Below are 17874 nucleotides of genomic sequence, written 5' to 3'. Positions count from 1 at the left end.
AGGCGGTTTTGGGGATGTCGAGCAGGGCAAACCCGAAAGTGGTGGTATTGATGGGCGGTCCCTCTGCCGAGCGCGAGGTGTCGCTTAGCACAGGACGTGAATGTGCCGCTGCTTTGAGGGATCAAGGATATCAAGTGGTCGAGGTCGATGCAGGCCCCGATCTGGCGCAGCAGCTGGCTGACGCCGCGCCCGACGTGGTGTTCAACGCACTTCACGGCCGGTGGGGCGAGGATGGCTGCGTGCAGGGCATTCTTGAATGGATGCACATTCCCTACACGCATTCCGGGGTTCTGGCCTCGGCCCTTGCGATGGACAAGGAACGCACAAAGCAGGTCTACCGCGCTGCGGGCTTGCCAGTCGTGGAAAGCGTTCTTGCCTCCAAGGCCGATGTCATGGCCCGCCACGTTCTGCCGCCACCCTATGTGGTGAAGCCCTATAACGAGGGGTCCTCGGTCGGCGTTTATCTTGTAGACGACGCGGCCAGCAGTCCGCCGCAGTTGTCGGATGAGATGCCGGACATCGTAATGGTCGAAACCTTCGCGCCGGGGCGCGAGATGACGACGACGGTAATGGGCGACAAGGCGCTGACAGTCACCGACATCATCACCGATGGCTGGTATGACTACGACGCCAAATACAAGGAAGGCGGCTCGCGCCACGTGGTCCCCGCCGAGATCCCGCAAGAGATTTTCGACGCCTGCATGTCCTACGCGGTGCGGGCGCATGACGCGTTGGGCTGTCGTGGTGTCAGCCGGACGGATTTTCGCTGGGACGAAGCGCGCGGCTTCGACGGGCTGATCCTGCTGGAAACCAACACGCAGCCCGGAATGACGCCGACATCGCTGTCACCCGAACAGGCCGATGTGACGGGCATGAGCTTTGGCGAGCTGTGCCGCTGGATGGTGGAGGACGCGTCATGCAACAGATGAACCGCCCCGATCCCGCACCCTCCAGACTGCATTACCGGATGCAGCGCCTGATGCTGACGCCGCTCTTCCGGGTTCTGTTGCGGGTGGGCTTGCCGGTGGCTGCGATTGCCGGGGCGGGGGCGATCTATTTCGCCGATCTTGACCGGCGCGAGGCCTTCTTTGCCACGTTCTACGAGCTGCGCCGCTCTTTCGAGGAGCGCCCGGAATTCATGGTCAAGCTGATGGCCATCGACGGGGCGTCCGACACCGTCGCCGAAGATATCCGCGAGATCGTTCCAATCGACTTTCCCGTCAGCTCTTTCGATCTGGACCTGGATGCCATGCGCGACACGGTCACCGGGCTGGACGCCGTGCAAAGTGCCAGCCTTCGCGTCCGTCAGGGCGGGGTGCTGCAAATCGACGTGATTGAACGCGTCCCGGCCCTTGTCTGGCGTACCGCCAACGGGCTGGAGCTGCTTGACAAAACGGGCGTTCAGGTCGGGCCGCTGACCAGTCGCAGCGCCCGGCCGGATCTTCCGCTGATCGCGGGGGCAGGGGCCAACGAACACGTGGCCGAGGCGCTTGATCTGATCGCCGCCGCCGGGCCGCTGGCCGCAAGGATGCGCGGGCTTGTCCGCGTGGGCGAACGTCGCTGGGACGTCGTGCTGAACCGCGACCAGCGCATACTGCTTCCCGAGGCAGGGGCCGTGCAGGCGCTGGAGCGGGTGATTGCAATGCATCAGGCCGTCGACATGCTGTCGCGCGATCTGGTGACGGTAGACCTGCGGCTGCCGGGCCGTCCGACAGTGCGGATGACGGATCTGGCAGTGCAGGAAATGTGGCGGATCAAATCGATAGAGTTTGGAGAATAGGTGAGCCATGATCGAGCTCTATGAAACCCAGCGCGCAATGCGCAACATGCGAAAAGTGGCCATGCAGCGGGGCGTTATCGCCATTCTGGACGTGGGTTCGTCCAAGATCGCCTGCCTTGTCCTGCGCTTTGATGGCAATGAGCGCATCTCTGACACTGACGGTGTCGGATCATTGGCCGGGCAATCCGGGTTTCGGGTGATCGGTGCGGCGACGACACGGTCGCGCGGGGTAAGGTTTGGTGAAATCAGCTCCATGGGCGAGACGGAGCGCGCCATCCGCACGGCCATTCAGGCCGCCCAGAAGATGGCAAATATTCGCGTGGACCACGTTATCGCCTGTTTCTCGGGCGCCGGACCACGCAGCTACGGGCTGGCCGGCAAGGTCGAGCTGGAAGGCCAGACCGTCAGCGAGCAGGATGTCGGGCGCGTGCTGTCGGCCTGCGAAGTCCCTGATTTCGGCGAAGGCCGTGAGGTGCTGCACGCGCAGCCTGTCAATTTCGCGCTGGATCATCGCTCGGGTCTTCTGGACCCGCGTGGGCAGATGGGTCAGGTGCTGACCACGGACATGCACATGCTGACGGTCGATGCGCTCGCCGTCCAGAACCTCGCATATTGCGTGAAGCGCTGCGATCTTGAGCTGGCCGGTGTGGCAAGCTCTGCATATGTGTCGGGAATTTCCGCGCTGGTCGAGGACGAGCAGGAACTGGGCGCGGCCTGTATCGACTTTGGCGGCGGGTCGACCGGCATCTCCATTTTCATGAAGAAGCACATGATTGCTGCGGATGCTGTCCGTCTTGGCGGGGATCACGTCACCGGCGACATTTCCATGGGGCTGCAAATTCCGATGGCGAATGCCGAACGGATCAAGACCTTTTATGGCGGCGTCGTTGCCACCGGGATGGATGACCGCGAAGTGATCGATATCGGCGGGGATACCGGCGATTGGGAACATGATCGCCGCACCGTCAGCCGCGCCGAACTGATCGGTATCATGCGGCCGCGCGTCGAGGAAATTCTGGAAGAGGTGCGAGCAAGGCTGGATGCCGCAGGCTTTGACCATCTGCCAAGTCAGCAGATCGTTCTGACCGGCGGGGCCAGCCAGATTCCGGGTCTGGATGGATTGGCCAGCAAGATCCTTGGCCAGCAGGTCCGCCTTGGCCGTCCGATGCGGGTGCACGGCCTGCCGCAGGCGGCGACCGGTCCGGGATTTGCCAGCGCGGTGGGGCTGTGCCTGTTCGCCGCCCATCCGCAGGACGAATGGTGGGATTTCGCGATCCCGGTCGAAAGATACCCCGCGCGGTCGCTGAAGCGGGCCGTGAAATGGTTCCGCGACAACTGGTAAGACGGCGAACAGACGTTGCGGCAGACCGCGGAAGACCAACAACAAGGCCCGCGCCCGAAAAAAGGGGCGGGCCATCGCTTTTCCGGCGAATTGCGGGTGACGCGCCTGATCTTATTTGCTAATTTCAGCTTGAGCCGCGCGTCAGATGCGGCCTCGGGATGTCGGGCAGGCTCCCACCAGTAAAACGAATTGATTCGCTGCGTTCAGACTCGCGGGCAGCGTTCCTTTAGTGGTGCGCTGTTGCCTTTCCACTGTATATGGGTGTATCGGCGAAATGCCGCGTATCGTGTCAATAGCGCCGCTATATTTTGCGGTATTTTCGTGTTTTTTGCGTGACGCGAAGCGCTTGGACCGATAAACTTGGCGGGAATAGGCGGAAAAAGGCCCGCAAACGGGCCAAAACAGCAGGCGGATGTATCAATGACATTGAACCTCACGGTGCCAGGGCACGACGAACTGAAACCCCGGATCACGGTATTCGGCGTAGGCGGCGCAGGCGGCAACGCAGTCAACAACATGATCCAGAAACAACTGGACGGCGTTGATTTCGTTGTGGCCAACACGGACGCGCAGGCGCTGCAGCAATCCATGTCCGAAGCCAAGGTGCAGCTGGGCGTCAAGGTGACCGAAGGGCTGGGCGCGGGTGCGCGGGCATCTGTCGGTGCCGCAGCGGCCGAGGAAAGCATCGAGCAGATCGTCGATTACCTGGCGGGCGCGCATATGTGCTTCATCACCGCAGGTATGGGCGGCGGCACCGGGACCGGCGCGGCTCCGATCATCGCTCAGGCGGCGCGCGAACTTGGCGTTCTGACCGTGGGTGTTGTCACCAAGCCGTTCCAGTTCGAGGGCGGCAAGCGGATGAAGCAGGCCGAGGACGGTGTCGAGGCGCTGCAAAAGGTCGTTGATACGCTGATCATCATTCCCAACCAGAACCTGTTTCGGCTGGCGAACGAGAAGACAACCTTCACCGAAGCGTTCAGCATGGCAGACGATGTTCTGTATCAGGGCGTCAAAGGTGTAACGGATCTGATGGTCCGTCCGGGCCTGATCAACCTCGACTTTGCCGACGTTCGCGCCGTGATGGACGAGATGGGCAAGGCGATGATGGGCACCGGCGAGGCCGAGGGCGAAGATCGCGCCATCCAGGCCGCCGAAAAGGCCATCGCGAACCCGCTGCTGGACGAAATCAGCCTGCGTGGCGCCAAAGGTGTTCTGATCAACATCACCGGCGGCCACGATCTGACCCTGTTCGAACTGGACGAAGCGGCCAACCGCATCCGCGAAGAAGTGGATCAGGAGGCCAACATCATCGTCGGCAGCACGCTGGACGATGGCATGGAAGGCAAGATGCGCGTCAGCGTTGTTGCAACCGGCATCGACGCGACCGACGTCAACACCGAGATGCCCGTACCGCGCCGTTCGCTGGCGCAGCCGCTGCGCTCGCCCATCGCGGTTGAGGAAGACTTTGCCCATCACGAGCCCGAGCATCAGCCGGTTGCTGCAATGGCCGAAGAGCATGTCGAGCCGCAGATGGAAGTGGCTGCCGAAGAGCCTTCCCTCTTTGAACAGATGGAAGCAGAGCGCGCCGAATATACCGAGACCTATGAAGAAGTGGTCGAGGAAGAGAAGCCCCGTTACGAGCCGCTTCGCGATACACGTGCGGGCGATGAACTGCCCGCTCCGGCCTACCAGCCGCCGCCCGAGCCGGTTGCGCAGCTGCACCGCAAGCAGGACACACGCACGCCGGATGTCGAGAGCTTTGTGGCACCCCGCGCACCCGCACCGGGCACGCCTTCGCCCGAAGCGCTTGCCCGCCTGCAACAGGCCGCGGCCCGCGCCCGTCCGCAAGTGCCGCCGCACGCTGCTGATGTGGAGCCGGAACCCGCAGACTCCGAACGCCCGCGTTTCGGCATCAATTCCCTGATCAACCGCATGACCGGCCATGCCCATGGCCAGCCCCAGGGTCAGCATCATGCGGGCGAGGCCCCGGCGCCGCGTCGTCAGCCCACGGTTCAGGCACGTCAGCCCGAGCGCATGGCAGAGCCGGAGCATGATCCGGACCAGGAGCGCATCGAAATCCCCGCGTTCCTGCGCCGCCAGGCGAACTGAACTACACAAGAATATGTCAGGAAAGGCCCTCCTAATCGGAGGGCTTTTTCTTTTTAATAACAAGGTTCTAGACAGCGATTTTTCAGTTGCGGCGAGTTCCCGCCCAAATGATTACGGCCATGTTTCAGAGCGTTGCAAAGTTTGATTTGAGCGTGCTCTCCCCAAGCTCTATCTCAGGGTTCAAGGCGGACCGGGCGACCCGTGTCTTGCATCCTAATCCGGGGGTTTGTCGTGCAGACGACTTTGAGATCAGCAGTTAGTTTCGAAGGTGTGGGCCTGCATTCCGGCAAGCCCGCGCGCCTGACGCTGCGCCCGGCAAGCGCAGAGCATGGCATCTGGTTCAAGCGGACCGACATCAGTCTGGGTGACACTCTGATCCCGGCGCGTTGGGATGTTGTGGAACAGTCGCCGCTGTGTACCCGCATCGTCAACGGCGCCGGTGTGTCCGTTTCCACGATCGAGCATGTGATGGCGGCGCTGGCAGGGTGCGGCATCCATAACGCATTAGTAGAGATTGACGGGCCCGAAGTCCCGATCCTTGATGGTAGCGCGCAGCCCTTCGTGAAGGGTATCCTGTCGCGCGGTACGCGTGAACAATATGCGCCGGTGCGTGCGTTGGAAATTCTGAAAACGGTCGAAGTGCGCACGCAAAGCGGCTGGGCCCGGCTGGAACCCGCAGACAGGCTTGTCATCGATTTTCACATCGATTTTGCCGATGAGGCGATTGGCGAGCAGGAAATGACGCTGGACATGGCGAATGGCGCCTTTGTCCGGGAGCTGTGTGACAGCCGGACGTTTTGCCGCAAGGCGGATGTGGACATGATGCATGCCAACGGACTGGCCCTTGGCGGCACGCTGGAAAACGCCGTCGTCGTCGATGGTGCTGACGTTCTGAGCCCCGGTGGCTTCCGTCATGCGGATGAGGCGGTGCGGCACAAGATGCTTGATGCACTTGGCGATCTGGCTCTTGCCGGGGCACCGATCCTTGGGCGCTATACCGGCTTTCGGGCGGGTCATGCGATGACCAACAGCCTGCTGCACGCGCTGTTCTCGACACCCGGTGCGGTGCGCATGACGTCGTGTAACCCGGCGACCTATGCACGCCTGCCGGGATCCGGTGTTGAGCGGCACGAAATTCCCGCTGTCGCCTGACGTCCATCACATCCTCGAAAGGAATTGATGCAAAGGCGTTTTGCACCGGAATTTTCTATGCTAGGACCGGGGCATGTAGGTGGGCATGCCCACGAGGTCGAACGAGGAAGAGCAAGCATGGCAGGCGTCGGATCGCGTACTGGGGTGGTCGCAGCATTGCTTGTTACGGCAGTAATTTCCGGTTGCGGCATCTTGCAGCAATCGCCGGGGCGTCAAGGAGGGGAACCCCTTGAGAGCTATACTGCCGAACAAATTTTCGAACGCGGCGAGTTTGAACTGAGCCGGGAAAGGCCGGACGATGCCGCGTTCTATTTTTCAGAGATCGAGCGTCTTTACCCGTATTCCGACTGGGCGAAGCGGTCACTGATCATGCAGGCCTTTTCCTATCACAAGGACAAGGATTACGAGAACAGCAGATCTGCGGCGCAGCGCTATATCGATTTCTATCCTACGGATGAAGATGCGGCCTATGCGCAATATCTTCTGGCGCTGAGCTATTATGACCAGATCGAGGAGGTGGGCCGCGATCAGGGCCTTACGTTCCAGGCCTTGCAAAGCCTGCGGACCGTGATCGAGCGGTATCCCGACAGCGAATATGCCCGGTCGTCGATCCTGAAATTTGACCTGGCCTTTGATCATCTGGCGGGTAAGGAAATGGAGATCGGTCGCTATTATCTGCGTCGCGATCATTTTCCCGCTGCGATCAACCGGTTCCGGGTGGTCGTCGAGGATTTCCAGACCACGACTCATACGGCCGAGGCGTTACACCGGTTGGTTGAGGCGTATCTTTCGCTTGGTCTTGTCGAGGAAGCGCAGACGGCTGGCGCGATCCTGGGGTATAACTATCAGTCCACCGACTGGTACGAGGACAGCTATAAATTGTTGACCGGGCGTGGGTTGGAGCTGAAGGCGGCGGGTGACAGCTGGCTGGCGCAAATTTATCGCCAGATGGTCAAGGGCCAGTGGTTGTAATCCATGGATGCCGGGACGACGCGCGCCAAAGGCGACGCCCCGCCCGCCATCCCGCGGGCGGCACCGCCCCGGTTCGGCGCGCGTTTGGCGAGTGGTGTCGACAAGGGAGCCGGACTGACACCGGCCTTGGAGCGCAGCTAGCCGATGCTTCGCGCGCTTGAAATCCGCGACATGCTGATCATTGACCGGCTGGAGCTTGCCTTTCAGCCGGGTCTCAACGTTTTGACGGGTGAGACCGGCGCGGGCAAATCCATCCTGCTGGACTCCCTGGGCTTCGTTCTTGGGTGGCGTGGCCGTGCAGAACTGGTGCGGGCGGGGGCAGCGCAGGGTGAGGTTGTCGCGGTGTTCGATCTGTCCCCGGACCACGCCGCGCGCCTGGTCCTGCGCGAGGCAGGTTTGCCAGAAGGCGATGAGCTGATCCTGCGCCGGGTCAACACGCCGGATGGGCGCAAGACGGCTTGGGTCAATGATCGCAGAGCCTCGGGCGAGGTTTTGCGGGCGCTGTCGGACACGCTTGTCGAGCTACACGGGCAGCAGGATGACAAGGGGCTGCTTGACCCGCGCGTGCACCGGGCGCTGCTGGATGAATTCGGTGGGCTTGCTCCGATGCTGGAGGAGGTGCGCGTGGCATGGCGTGCGGCCTCGCAGGCGGGCAAGGCGGTCAGTCAGGCCGAGCAGAGGCTTGCTGATATGCGCGCCGAAGAGGATTTCCTGCGCCATTCGGTTGCGGAACTGGACAAATTGGATCCGCAGCCGGGCGAAGAAGCGGAACTGGATGCGCGCCGCCGACTGATGCAGGGGGCAGAGCGTACCCGTGAGGACGTGGCCCGTGCCCTGACGGCCCTTGGCTTGGAGGGGGCGGAAGGCGCGATGGGGGACGCGATGCGCTGGATCGACGGCGTTGTCGATCGGATGGATGGCAAGCTGGACGGGGCCGTCTCCGCGCTGGAGCGCGCGATGGTCGAGCTGGGAGAAGCGGTGCAAGGCGTCGAGGACACGCTGGCTGCCCTGAGCTTTGACCCGCGCGAGCTGGAAGAAACCGAAGAGCGGCTCTTTGCGATCCGCGCTGCCGCCCGCAAGCACCAGATGGCGCCGGATGGTCTTTCGGATCTGGCGCGCACGCTGTCGGATCGTTTGGCCGCACTTGATGCGGGCGATGCCGGGCTCGCGGCGCTCCGCAAGGAGGCCTCTGCGGCGCAGGCCGCCTATGATGCCGCCGCGACGAAGCTGACCGAGGCGCGCCACCACCATGCGACATCCCTCGATACGGCCGTGTCCGCTGAACTTGCGCCCCTGAAAATGGAGCGCGCCGTCTTTTCCACAATGATCACGCCGGGCCCAGCGGGGCCAGAGGGGCGCGATACGGTTGCCTTCACCGTGGCCACCAATCCGGGCGCGCCATCAGGGCCGCTCAACAAGATCGCGTCGGGAGGCGAGCTCAGCCGCTTTCTTCTGGCGCTCAAGGTCTGCCTTAGCCAGCACCAGACCGGGATCACGATGATCTTCGACGAAATCGACCGTGGTGTCGGGGGGGCAACGGCCGATGCTGTCGGGCGCAGACTTGCTGCTCTCGCGGATGACGGTCAGGTGCTCGTCGTGACGCATTCGCCACAGGTGGCAGCTCTCGGGGCACATCACTGGCGGGTGGAAAAACAGGTTCAGGACGGTATGACAACCTCGACCGTGACACCGCTCGCGCCGACGGACCGGGTTGATGAACTCGCGCGGATGCTTGCCGGTGACACGATCACCCAAGAGGCGCGTGCAGCGGCGCGGGCCCTTCTCAAGGCCTGAACTCATCCCGCCGCTCTCGGCCGGGCGTGCGAGGGGTGAATTGGCCGCAAGGCCAAGAGGGGGCTGCAGGCCCCTTGCCAACAAACAAGCCTGCGCGCCGTCAGGCGCACAAATGGGGTCAGGCCCGTGATCTCAGGGAACGAGTTTCCCCGGGTTCAGAATGCCCGCCGGGTCCAGAGCATTCTTGAGCTGCCCCATCACCTCCCAGCCATCGCCATGTTCGCTGGCCATGTAGGCGCGTTTGCCCAGACCGACGCCGTGCTCACCAGTGGCGGTGCCACCAAGAGCCAGCGACCTTTCGACCATGCGATGGGAAAGCGCCTTGGCCGTTTCCATCTCTGACGGGTTCGCGGGGTCGATCAGAAGGGCTGCGTGGAAATTGCCGTCACCCACATGTCCCAGGATCGGCCCGGGCAGGCCGGAGGCGAGGATGTCCTCACGGGTTTCCTCCACCGCCTGTGCGAGCCGCGAGATCGGAACGCAAATATCCGTCACCAATGTCAGCGCGCCGGGACGAAGCGCCTTGATCGCATAAAACGCGTTGTGACGCATTGCCCACAGCGCCTTGCGATCCTCTGCCCTGTCGGACCATTCAAACCCGCTGCCGCCGTGATCGGTCACGATTTCACCAAAACGCGCGGCATCCTCGGCCACGCTTTCGGGGCTGCCATGCAATTCAAAAAGCAGATGCGGTTTTTCCGGAAAGACCATCCCGGCATAGTCGTTCACCGCGATGGCGCTTGCCTCGTCCAGAAATTCGATCCGTGCCATGGGAAGACCCATCTGGATCGTCTCGATCACCGCCTCCACCGCTCCTTGAAAGCTCTCAAAGGCACAGACCCCGGCAGAGATCGCCTCTGGCTGGCCATGCAGCCGCAGCGTGATCTCGGTTATGATGCCAAGCGTGCCCTCGGATCCGATGAACAGGGCGGTCAGGTCATAGCCCGCGCTGGATTTGCGCGCACGCGTGCCGGTGCGGATCACCCGCCCATCTGCCAGCACAACTTCCAGTCCCAGAATATTGTCGCGCATGGTGCCATACCGCACGGCGGTCGTGCCGCTGGCCCGGGTCGCGGCCATCCCGCCAAGCGTGGCGTTCGCGCCCGGATCGATCGGGAAGAACAGGCCGGTGGCGCGCAGCTCTTCGTTCAACGCCTCCCGGGTCACGCCGGGCTGAACCCGCACATCCATATCAGCGGCCTGAATTTCCAGCACCCGGTTCATCCGGCTCATGTCCAGACAAATCCCACCCTCAACCGCCGCGGTGTGCCCTTCCAAAGACGTGCCGACCCCCCAGGCAATTACCGGGCAACCATGCTCCGCACAGAGCTTCATGATCCGGCTGACCTCTTCGGTGGACTCGGGATAAGCCACGGCATCGGGCGGCATTTCGGGAAAATGCGTCTCTGACCGGGCATGCAGCGCCAGATCGGACTTGGACCGGCTGAGCCGTTGGCCTAGGAAGGTTTCAAGCGCGTCCAGCGCAGCGGGGATAGTCATCAAAGGCACTCCGTAGGGCAGAGCACGCATCCTATCCCGTAGCGGGACATGGGGAAAGCGGGAAGCGGCGCGGGGGAAGTGAAGGAAGGGGGCCTGACGGTGCTGCGCAGACACCTGGTGGATATGGCCCGGCTCTTCGACCGTGGCTGGCAATTGCTGCGCCATCGTGGCCCCAGCCAGATCCAGTTCTGGTTCATCGCGCTTGCCATTGGAACAGCGGCAGGGTTCGCGGCGCTTGTCTTTCGCCGCGCGATCGAGGTGCTGCAAGCGTTCTTCTACGGTAGCCCTGATGTGAACCGGCTGCACAGCTTTGCCGAGACGCTGCCCTGGTATGTCGTCCTGCTGGTGCCTGTTGCGGGCGGGCTGGCCGTTGGGGCGTTGCTGCACTGGTTTACCCCGGACAACCGGGTTCGCGCCGTGGCCGACGTGATCGAAGGCGCCGCCATCAATGACGGGCGTGTCGAAAAGAAGGCGGGCCTTGTCTCGGCTCTGGCGTCGCTGATCACCTTGTCGATGGGGGGCTCTTCGGGCCGCGAGGGGCCTGTCGTTCACATCGCCGCGATGATTTCCAGCTGGGTCAGCAACCTGATCCGTGCGGATGGCATTACCGGGCGCGACCTGTTGGGATGCGCAGTGGCGGCGGCCGTGTCGGCCAGTTTCAACGCGCCAATCGCCGGTGCGCTCTTCGCCCTCGAAGTGGTGTTGCGCCATTTCGCCTTGCACGCTTTTGCGCCGATCGTCGTGGCCAGCGCCGCAGGGACGGTGATCAACCGGCTGGCATTCGGTGATGTGACAGAGTTTCGCCTGCCCGGCACCACGACGCTGGAATTCTATCTCGAACTGCCCGCCTTCCTTGTGCTTGGCCTCGTCTGCGGATTGGTGGCCGTGGTGATGATGCGGGCTGTCTTCTTTGCCGATGATGTCGAGAACCGTCTTCAACGGCGCACCGGTCTTCCGCAATGGGCGCGTCCGGCACTGGCCGGGCTGCTGCTTGGCATGATTGCGATCCCGTTCCCCCATATCATCGGCGTCGGGTACGAAACGACCAGCATGGCGCTGACTGGGCAACTCGTGCTTCACGAGGCCATCGTCTTTGCCATGCTCAAGGTTGCGGCAGTTGCGATCACGCTTGCCGGGCGCATGGGCGGGGGCATCTTTTCGCCATCTTTGATGGTGGGCGCGCTGACCGGGCTGGCATTTGGAACCATCGCCACGGGCATGTTCCCCGACAGCTCGGGTGCTGGAACGCTTTATGCGCTGGCGGGCATGGGGGCGGTCGCGGCGGCTGTTCTGGGCGCGCCAATCTCGACCACGCTGATCGTGTTCGAACTGACCGGGGACTGGCAAACGGGGCTGGCGGTGATGGTGTCGGTATCGCTGTCCACCGCGCTGGCCTCGCGGCTGGTCAACCGGTCGTTTTTCCTGACGCAGCTGGAACGGCGAAATGTGCGGCTGGCCGCAGGTCCGCAGACCTACCTGCTGGCGATGTTCCGCGTGACCGGTGTGATGCGGCCTGTCATGGACGAAGACGCCGCCGAGGAAGATGCCTGCCACGAGATGATCGCGCAGGGGCTTTTCGTTCCAACCAACGCAACGCTGGAAACCGCCTTGCCGGTTTTCGACAAATCGGGCGTGGCTTTCCTGCCGGTGGTAAAGATGGTGGACGAGGTTCCGATCCTGCAAGGCGCGCTTTACCATGTCGATGCGCTGAAAGCCTATAACCGGGCGCTGGCCGCGACGGCGGCTGAGGAACACAGCTGAGGCCAGCCCTGTTCACAGGCCAATCTGAACCTATCTATCTACCAGATAACTGACGGAGGATGGCATGGCCGGAGGATGGGCGCGCGACGGCGCGGTAGGCGAACAGATCGAAGCCTCGATCAATGACGAGCTGGCACGGCTGAAGGCGCGGCGTGCCCCTACGGGCGAGAGCCTGAAATACTGTGCCGAATGCGAGGAAGAAATTCCCCCGGCGCGTCGCCAGGCAATTCCGGGCGTCAAGCTGTGTATCGACTGTCAGCAGGAACGCGATGGCGCTTTCAAAGCACGCGGCGGCATGAACCGGCGCGGGTCAAAGGACAGCCAGCTCAAGTAAGCCTGGCCTCGTCCAGATAGGCACGGACGGCTGTTTGCACATGTCGAAACCGGTCACCGCCCAGATGCTTGCCCCCGTACCAACGGGTCACGACGATGATGTGATCCTGAATGCCGTCCCGTTCCAGCATCCGCAGGATCACATTACCTGCGCCGCTTTCGCCATCGTCGCCTTTGACCGGGCCAGAGCCGGTCAGCAATCCCCAGCTGTTATGGGTCGCCTTGGCGAACTTCTTTTGGCGGCACAGGTCTTTGATAAAGGCTTTTGCCTCAGTCTCTGACGTGCATGCACCACCGGAGACCGCGTATTTCGATCCGCGGTCGTTGAGGATGTTTTCAAGTATCAGCATCAGATTGTTTTAGCAGCGGTAAGCCGCTTGGGTGAGAGAAGATGACCGGCCGACAGAGCGGGCGTCGCAGATAGCAATGCCCGCCCCGATACGCTCAACTTTCCATCGCTTCCAGTTCATCGATGAAGCTTTCGATCATGCTTAGACCCTTGTCCCAGAAAGCGGGGTCGGAGGCGTCGAGGCCGAAGGGGGCCAGAAGCTCTTTGTGGTGCTTTGACCCGCCCGCTTTGAGCATGTCGAAATACTTTTCCTGAAAGCCTTCAGGGTTTTCCTCGTAGACGGCATAGAGCGCGTTTACCAGCCCGTCGCCGAAGGCATAGGCGTAAACGTAAAAGGGCGAATGCACGAAATGCGGGATATAGGCCCAGAAGGTTTCGTAGCCTTCCATGAAGTCAAAGGCTTCGCCGAGTGACTGCGCCTGTACGGACATCCACAGCGCGTTGATGTCGTCGGGCGTCAGTTCACCGCCGCGCCGCGCCTCGTGCAGTTTGCATTCGAAGTCGTAGAACGCGATCTGGCGCACGACCGTGTTGATCATGTCCTCGACCTTGCCGGCCAGCAGGATCTTGCGTTCGGCGGGCGTTTCGGCCTTGTCGAGCATCCGGCGGAAAGTCAGCATCTCGCCGAAGACGCTTGCGGTTTCGGCCAGCGTCAGCGGGGTGGAGGACAGCATTTCGCCCTGACCCGCCGCCAGCACCTGATGCACGCCGTGGCCAAGCTCATGCGCCAGCGTCATCACGTCGCGCGGTTTGCCAAGGTAGTTGAGCATCACATAAGGGTGCACATCCGTCACGGTGGGATGCGCGAACGCGCCCGGCGCCTTGCCCGGCTTCACGCCCGCGTCGATCCAGCCCTTGTCAAAGAAGGGTTCTGCGATGTCGGCCATGCGCGGATCGAACCCGGCATAGGCGCTCATCACCATTTCGCGGGCGTCGTCCCAGCCAACGGTGCGGGTTTCTTCCATCGGCAGGGGCGCGTTGCGGTCCCAGACCTGCATGACGTCCAGCCCAAGCCACTTGCGCTTGAGCTCGTAATACCGGTGCGACAGGCGCGGATAGGCCGCGACCACGGCATTGCGCAGGGCCTCGACCACCTCTGGCTCGACATGGTTGGACAGGTGCCGACCAGTCTGCGCCGTGGGCATCCCGCGCCAGCGATCAAGGATTTCCTTCTCTTTGGCCTGGGTGTTGTGGACGCGCGCGAAGGTCTTGATGTTGTCGGCAAACACGCGGGCCAGTTCGCGCGCCGCTGCTTCGCGTTTGGACCGATCCTGCTCGGTCAGCAGGTTCAGCGTGCTTTCGATATTCAGCGCATCGCCGTCGATTTCGAATTCCAGCCCGGCAATGGTTTCATCGAACAGCCGTTCCCACGCATCGCCCACGACGCCCAGATCATGCAGGAATTTTTCCAGCTCGTCGGACAGCTGGTAGGGTTTCATCGCGCGGATGCGGTCGAAGACAGGCTTGTAGCGGGCCAGATCGTCGTTGGCCTCGAAAAGCTTGTCGAGATGGCCATCGTCCAGCCGGTTCAGCTCCAGCGTGAAGAATACCAGCGGGGTAGAATAGTTGACGACTTTTTCCTGCAGGTCGGACAGGAACTTGGCCCGCTCGGCATCGGTGGTCAGCTGGTAGTAGCGCAGGCCCGCATAGCTCATCAGCCGCCCGGCGGTGGTGTCGATCTTTTCATTGCGCAGCACGCAATTGAGGAATTCCTCTGCATCGAGCGTGGCCAGTTTGCCTTCGTAATCGGCAGCGAAGCTGGCGCAGGCCTGTTCCAGCCAATCGAGGTCGCGCTTGATCTCGGGCGCGTCGGGCGCGGTGTAAAGATCCGTCAGGTCCCAATCCGGCAGGTTGCCAAGGTCCTTGCCGCCAGCGGTTGCATTGGCGTCGAATACGGGGCGGACGGTCATGTATCTCTCCTAGGTCTATGCTGACTGGCAGGTAAGGTCAGATCCCACATAGGTGCAAGGGGGCGCGGACAAAAGGGGGGCGTTACGCAAGACGCGTGAGAAAGCTGTTGTGGCCCATTGAGTGACGTCGTTTGGGCGTGTGTTGGCGGCGTCGAGTGCGAAACCTTTGCGATTTCCGCAGAGCGCGACGGGACGGACAGTCACGTCCATGAAAACCGGGTTCTCCGGATGAACGCCGATCTCAGCCATATGTGGCCAGAAGCGCCTTCAGATCGTCCAGCGAGTTTGCCTCTGACAGGGGTTTGTCGTGGCGCCAGCGCGACATGCGGGGGAACCGCAAGGCGATGCCGGATTTATGGCGCGGGCTGGCATGGATACCCTCAAAGGCAATCTCGAACACATGATGGGATTTGACCTGCCGGACAGGGCCGAATTTCTGCTGGGTGTTCTTGCGGACCCAGGCGGTGATCTTGCGAAACTCTTCGTCCGTGAGCCCGGAATAGGCCTTGGTGAAGGGCACAAGCTCGTTGCCGTTCCAGACCGCAAATGTGAAATCTGTGAACAGGTTGGCGCGGCGGCCGCTGCCCTGCTGCGCATAGATCATCACCGCGTCGATCGTGAGCGGGTCAAGCTTCCATTTCCACCAATCGCCCTTCTTGCGCCCCGACAGGTAGGGGCTGTCCAGCCGTTTCAACATCACCCCTTCGGCGCGCGCCTCGCGGGCGGTGGCGCGCGTGTCGGCCAGTGCCTGCCAGTTGGCAAAGTTGATGGGCGGGGACAGGCGCAGGGGCGCCTCGGGCGGGGTTTGGCCCAGAAGAGCCTCCAGCTGCGCGCGGCGTGTCGCCAGCGGTTCTGCCCTGAAATCCTGCCCGTCATGTTCCAGCAGATCATAGGCCACGAGCACGACGGGCGCTTCGGCCAGCAGCTTTTTCGGTACGGTCTTGCGGCCGATCCTCTTTTGCAGCGTGGAAAAGGGCAGGGGGCCGTCATCCCAGGCCAGAACCTCGCCATCCAGCACGGTGCCACCCGGCAGGAAATCCAGCGCGCGGGCGAATTCCGGAAAACGGTCGGTCATCAGCTCTTCGCCGCGCGACCAGAGGTGATGCGTGCCACCGCGCAGCACCAGCTGCCCCCGAATGCCGTCCCATTTCCATTCGGCCTGCCAATCGCCCGGATCGCCCAGATCCTCGGGCGCGTCATCCAACTGGTAAGCAAGGTAGAACGGGTAGGGGCGCGAGGCATCGGCCTGCGGATCGTCGGCCTCGATCAGCGCGTGCCATGTTGTGGTGTCGGCGCGCCACTTGCCCATCAGGCGCAGGGCGATCTCTGCCTCGTCGCGCTCTGTTGCCGCGGCAATGGCGCGGGTCATCAGCTTTTGGCTGACACCAATACGAAACCCGCCGGTGATCAGCTTGTTGAAGAGCAGCCTTTCGGTTGCGTCCAACTGGTCCCATGCGTCAAGGATCTGATCCTTGCGCGCCTCTGGCGGCAGGTCATGCAGGCGCTGCAACCGGGTGATCCAATGCGACAAAGGCAGATCGGCAGGGCGTTTGGGCGGGGGCAGAACCAGCGCAATCGTCTCTGCCAGATCACCCACGATGGGATAGCTTTCCTCCAGCAGCCAGAGCGGCAGGCCCGCACGTTCGGCGGCCCATTCGCGCAGCTGCGTCGTGGTCACGGCGCGGCGCGGGCGGCGGCCGGTGAAAAGCGCCACGGTCCACAGCTTTTCGACATCCGGCACGTCGCGCAGATAGCTGGTCAGCGCTGCCGTCTTTTCCTTGGTGCGGGTGGTGCGATCGATGGCGTTGAAAAGGGCGGCGAAGGATTTCATGCGGCGCTGTCCTCTTCGTCATCACTGCCGAATTCGGTGGGCACCACCTGCGCGTTATATCCGTCTTCGCGCAGCCAGCGGGCGAAGATCTCTGTATACCCGTGCGTGGCATAGATATTCTCTGCGCCCGTCTCGGCAATCGCGCGGTTCAGCGCGGGCCAGTCGGCATGATCGGAGATGACAAAGCCCCGGTCCGAGGCGCGCCGCCTGCGCACCCCGCGCATCCGCATCCAGCCAGACGCAAAGCCGGTCGAAACCAGGCCGAAGCGCCGCATCCAGTCGGACCCCAGCGCAGCAGGTGGCGCCAGGACCAGCGCGCCCGGATGCTCCTTGATATCAAGGTCGGGGGTCACGTGATGCGTTTGCGGCAGGTCATAGCCTTGTCCGCGCAAGACCTGCGTCGTGGTTTCGATCGCGCCATGTGTCAGAATCGGGCCGATTTCGGGGTCAAGCATGGACAGCAGGCGCTGCGCCTTGCCCAGCGAATAGGCCCCCAGAACGGGGGTGCGGCCGTTGGCAATGCTGTCTGTCCACCACGCGTTCAGCTCTGCCGCGACCTGCGCCTGGGGGTCCCAGGCAAAGACCGGAAGGCCAAATGTGCATTCGGTGATGAAGCTGTGACAGCGCACCGGTTCGAACGGTTCGGACAGGCCGTCCTGTTCCAGCTTGTAATCGCCCGAGGCGACCCAGACCTCGCCGCCGACCTCCACCCGGATCTGGGCGGAGCCGGGCACATGGCCTGCCGGGTGAAAGGATACCGTGGCGCCACCAATCACGCGCGGCTCGCCATACCTTATGGTGTCCAGCGTGATCTCGCCCAGACGGTGGCGCAGAACCGGCGCGGCGGCTTTGGTCGCGAGATAGCGGGCATGGCCGGGGCGGGCATGATCGGCATGGCCATGCGTGATCAGCGCGCGGTCCACCGGGCGCCACGGGTCTATGTAGAAATCCCCGGCGGGGCAGTAGATGCCGCGATCGGTGAAACGGAGGACAGGTTCAGCCATGAACGGATGATAGGTCGCGCGAGCCAAAGCACCAGTG

The 17874-nt window shown here is 62.7% G+C and carries 14 protein-coding genes; 9 read left to right on the top strand and 5 right to left on the bottom strand.

The genetic code is table 11. The features are described from left to right. The first annotated feature begins 14 nt into the window (after window positions 1-14). The 7 genes from EDD52_RS07185 (at window position 15) to recN (ending at window position 9149) form a co-directional block, all read left to right on the top strand. On the top strand, window positions 15-929 hold the full coding sequence (locus EDD52_RS07185) for a D-alanine--D-alanine ligase (protein ID WP_207905982.1): 915 nt from the start codon (window positions 15-17) through the stop codon (window positions 927-929). Next, entirely contained in the window at window positions 917-1780 is an 864-nt protein-coding gene (locus EDD52_RS07180; RefSeq protein WP_132243325.1) for a cell division protein FtsQ/DivIB, read from the top strand. Before EDD52_RS07185 ends, EDD52_RS07180 begins: the two co-directional genes overlap by 13 nt. Before the next feature lie 7 nt (window positions 1781-1787). Further along, on the top strand, window positions 1788-3122 hold the full coding sequence (gene ftsA, locus EDD52_RS07175) for a cell division protein FtsA (RefSeq protein WP_132243323.1): 1335 nt from the start codon (window positions 1788-1790) through the stop codon (window positions 3120-3122). A 420-nt stretch (window positions 3123-3542) separates the two neighbouring features. Beyond that, complete coding sequence (gene ftsZ, locus EDD52_RS07170; protein WP_132243321.1) at window positions 3543-5231, top strand: cell division protein FtsZ; 1689 nt, start codon at window positions 3543-3545, stop codon at window positions 5229-5231. 231 nt (window positions 5232-5462) lie between these two features. Further along, on the top strand, window positions 5463-6383 hold the full coding sequence (gene lpxC / locus EDD52_RS07165) for a UDP-3-O-acyl-N-acetylglucosamine deacetylase (protein WP_132243319.1): 921 nt from the start codon (window positions 5463-5465) through the stop codon (window positions 6381-6383). A 117-nt stretch (window positions 6384-6500) separates the two neighbouring features. Beyond that, complete coding sequence (locus EDD52_RS07160) at window positions 6501-7355, top strand: outer membrane protein assembly factor BamD (RefSeq protein WP_132243317.1); 855 nt, start codon at window positions 6501-6503, stop codon at window positions 7353-7355. Window positions 7356-7499: 144 nt separating this feature from the next. Then, complete coding sequence (gene recN, locus EDD52_RS07155; RefSeq protein WP_132243315.1) at window positions 7500-9149, top strand: DNA repair protein RecN; 1650 nt, start codon at window positions 7500-7502, stop codon at window positions 9147-9149. 132 nt (window positions 9150-9281) lie between these two features. Here the strand turns inward: recN and EDD52_RS07150 are convergent, their stop codons facing one another. Next, complete coding sequence (locus EDD52_RS07150; protein ID WP_132243313.1) at window positions 9282-10649, bottom strand: FAD-binding oxidoreductase; 1368 nt, start codon at window positions 10647-10649, stop codon at window positions 9282-9284. Window positions 10650-10772: 123 nt separating this feature from the next. On the opposite strand from EDD52_RS07150, the gene EDD52_RS07145 reads away from it, so the two are divergent. Both EDD52_RS07145 and EDD52_RS07140 read left to right on the top strand, forming a co-directional pair. Then, a complete protein-coding gene (locus EDD52_RS07145) occupies window positions 10773-12410 on the top strand; it encodes a chloride channel protein (protein ID WP_132243709.1) in 1638 nt (545 codons plus the stop codon). Window positions 12411-12474: 64 nt separating this feature from the next. Further along, window positions 12475-12744: a DksA/TraR family C4-type zinc finger protein gene (locus tag EDD52_RS07140; RefSeq protein WP_132243311.1), complete on the top strand. Its 270-nt coding sequence runs from the start codon at window positions 12475-12477 to the stop codon at window positions 12742-12744. Here EDD52_RS07140 and EDD52_RS07135 read toward each other — a convergent pair. The 4 genes from EDD52_RS07135 to EDD52_RS07120 all read right to left on the bottom strand — a co-directional run bounded on the left by EDD52_RS07135 (window position 12737) and on the right by EDD52_RS07120 (window position 17837). Continuing rightward, window positions 12737-13093, bottom strand: coding sequence for a YigZ family protein (locus EDD52_RS07135; RefSeq protein ID WP_132243309.1), 357 nt, complete (start codon window positions 13091-13093; stop codon window positions 12737-12739). The two genes, EDD52_RS07140 and EDD52_RS07135, sit on opposite strands and share 8 nt — an antisense overlap. Window positions 13094-13187: 94 nt before the next feature. Then, window positions 13188-15002 (bottom strand): M3 family oligoendopeptidase, encoded by a 1815-nt coding sequence (locus EDD52_RS07130; protein ID WP_132243307.1) that lies wholly within the window; start codon window positions 15000-15002, stop codon window positions 13188-13190. A gap of 241 nt (window positions 15003-15243) precedes the next feature. Further along, window positions 15244-16833, bottom strand: a complete 1590-nt coding sequence (locus EDD52_RS07125; RefSeq protein WP_132243305.1) for an ATP-dependent DNA ligase — start codon at window positions 16831-16833, stop codon at window positions 15244-15246. After that, window positions 16830-17837: a ligase-associated DNA damage response exonuclease gene (locus EDD52_RS07120; RefSeq protein ID WP_132243303.1), complete on the bottom strand. Its 1008-nt coding sequence runs from the start codon at window positions 17835-17837 to the stop codon at window positions 16830-16832. The genes EDD52_RS07125 and EDD52_RS07120 overlap by 4 nt, the downstream gene beginning before the upstream one ends. Between the last annotated feature and the right edge of the window lie 37 nt (window positions 17838-17874).

Source organism: Primorskyibacter sedentarius, assembly GCF_004342065.1.
In the GTDB taxonomy this organism is placed as follows: Bacteria; Pseudomonadota; Alphaproteobacteria; order Rhodobacterales; family Rhodobacteraceae; genus Primorskyibacter; species Primorskyibacter sedentarius.
Note: the sequence above shows the minus strand (reverse complement) of the source record. Positions and strands in the feature narration are given on the sequence as shown.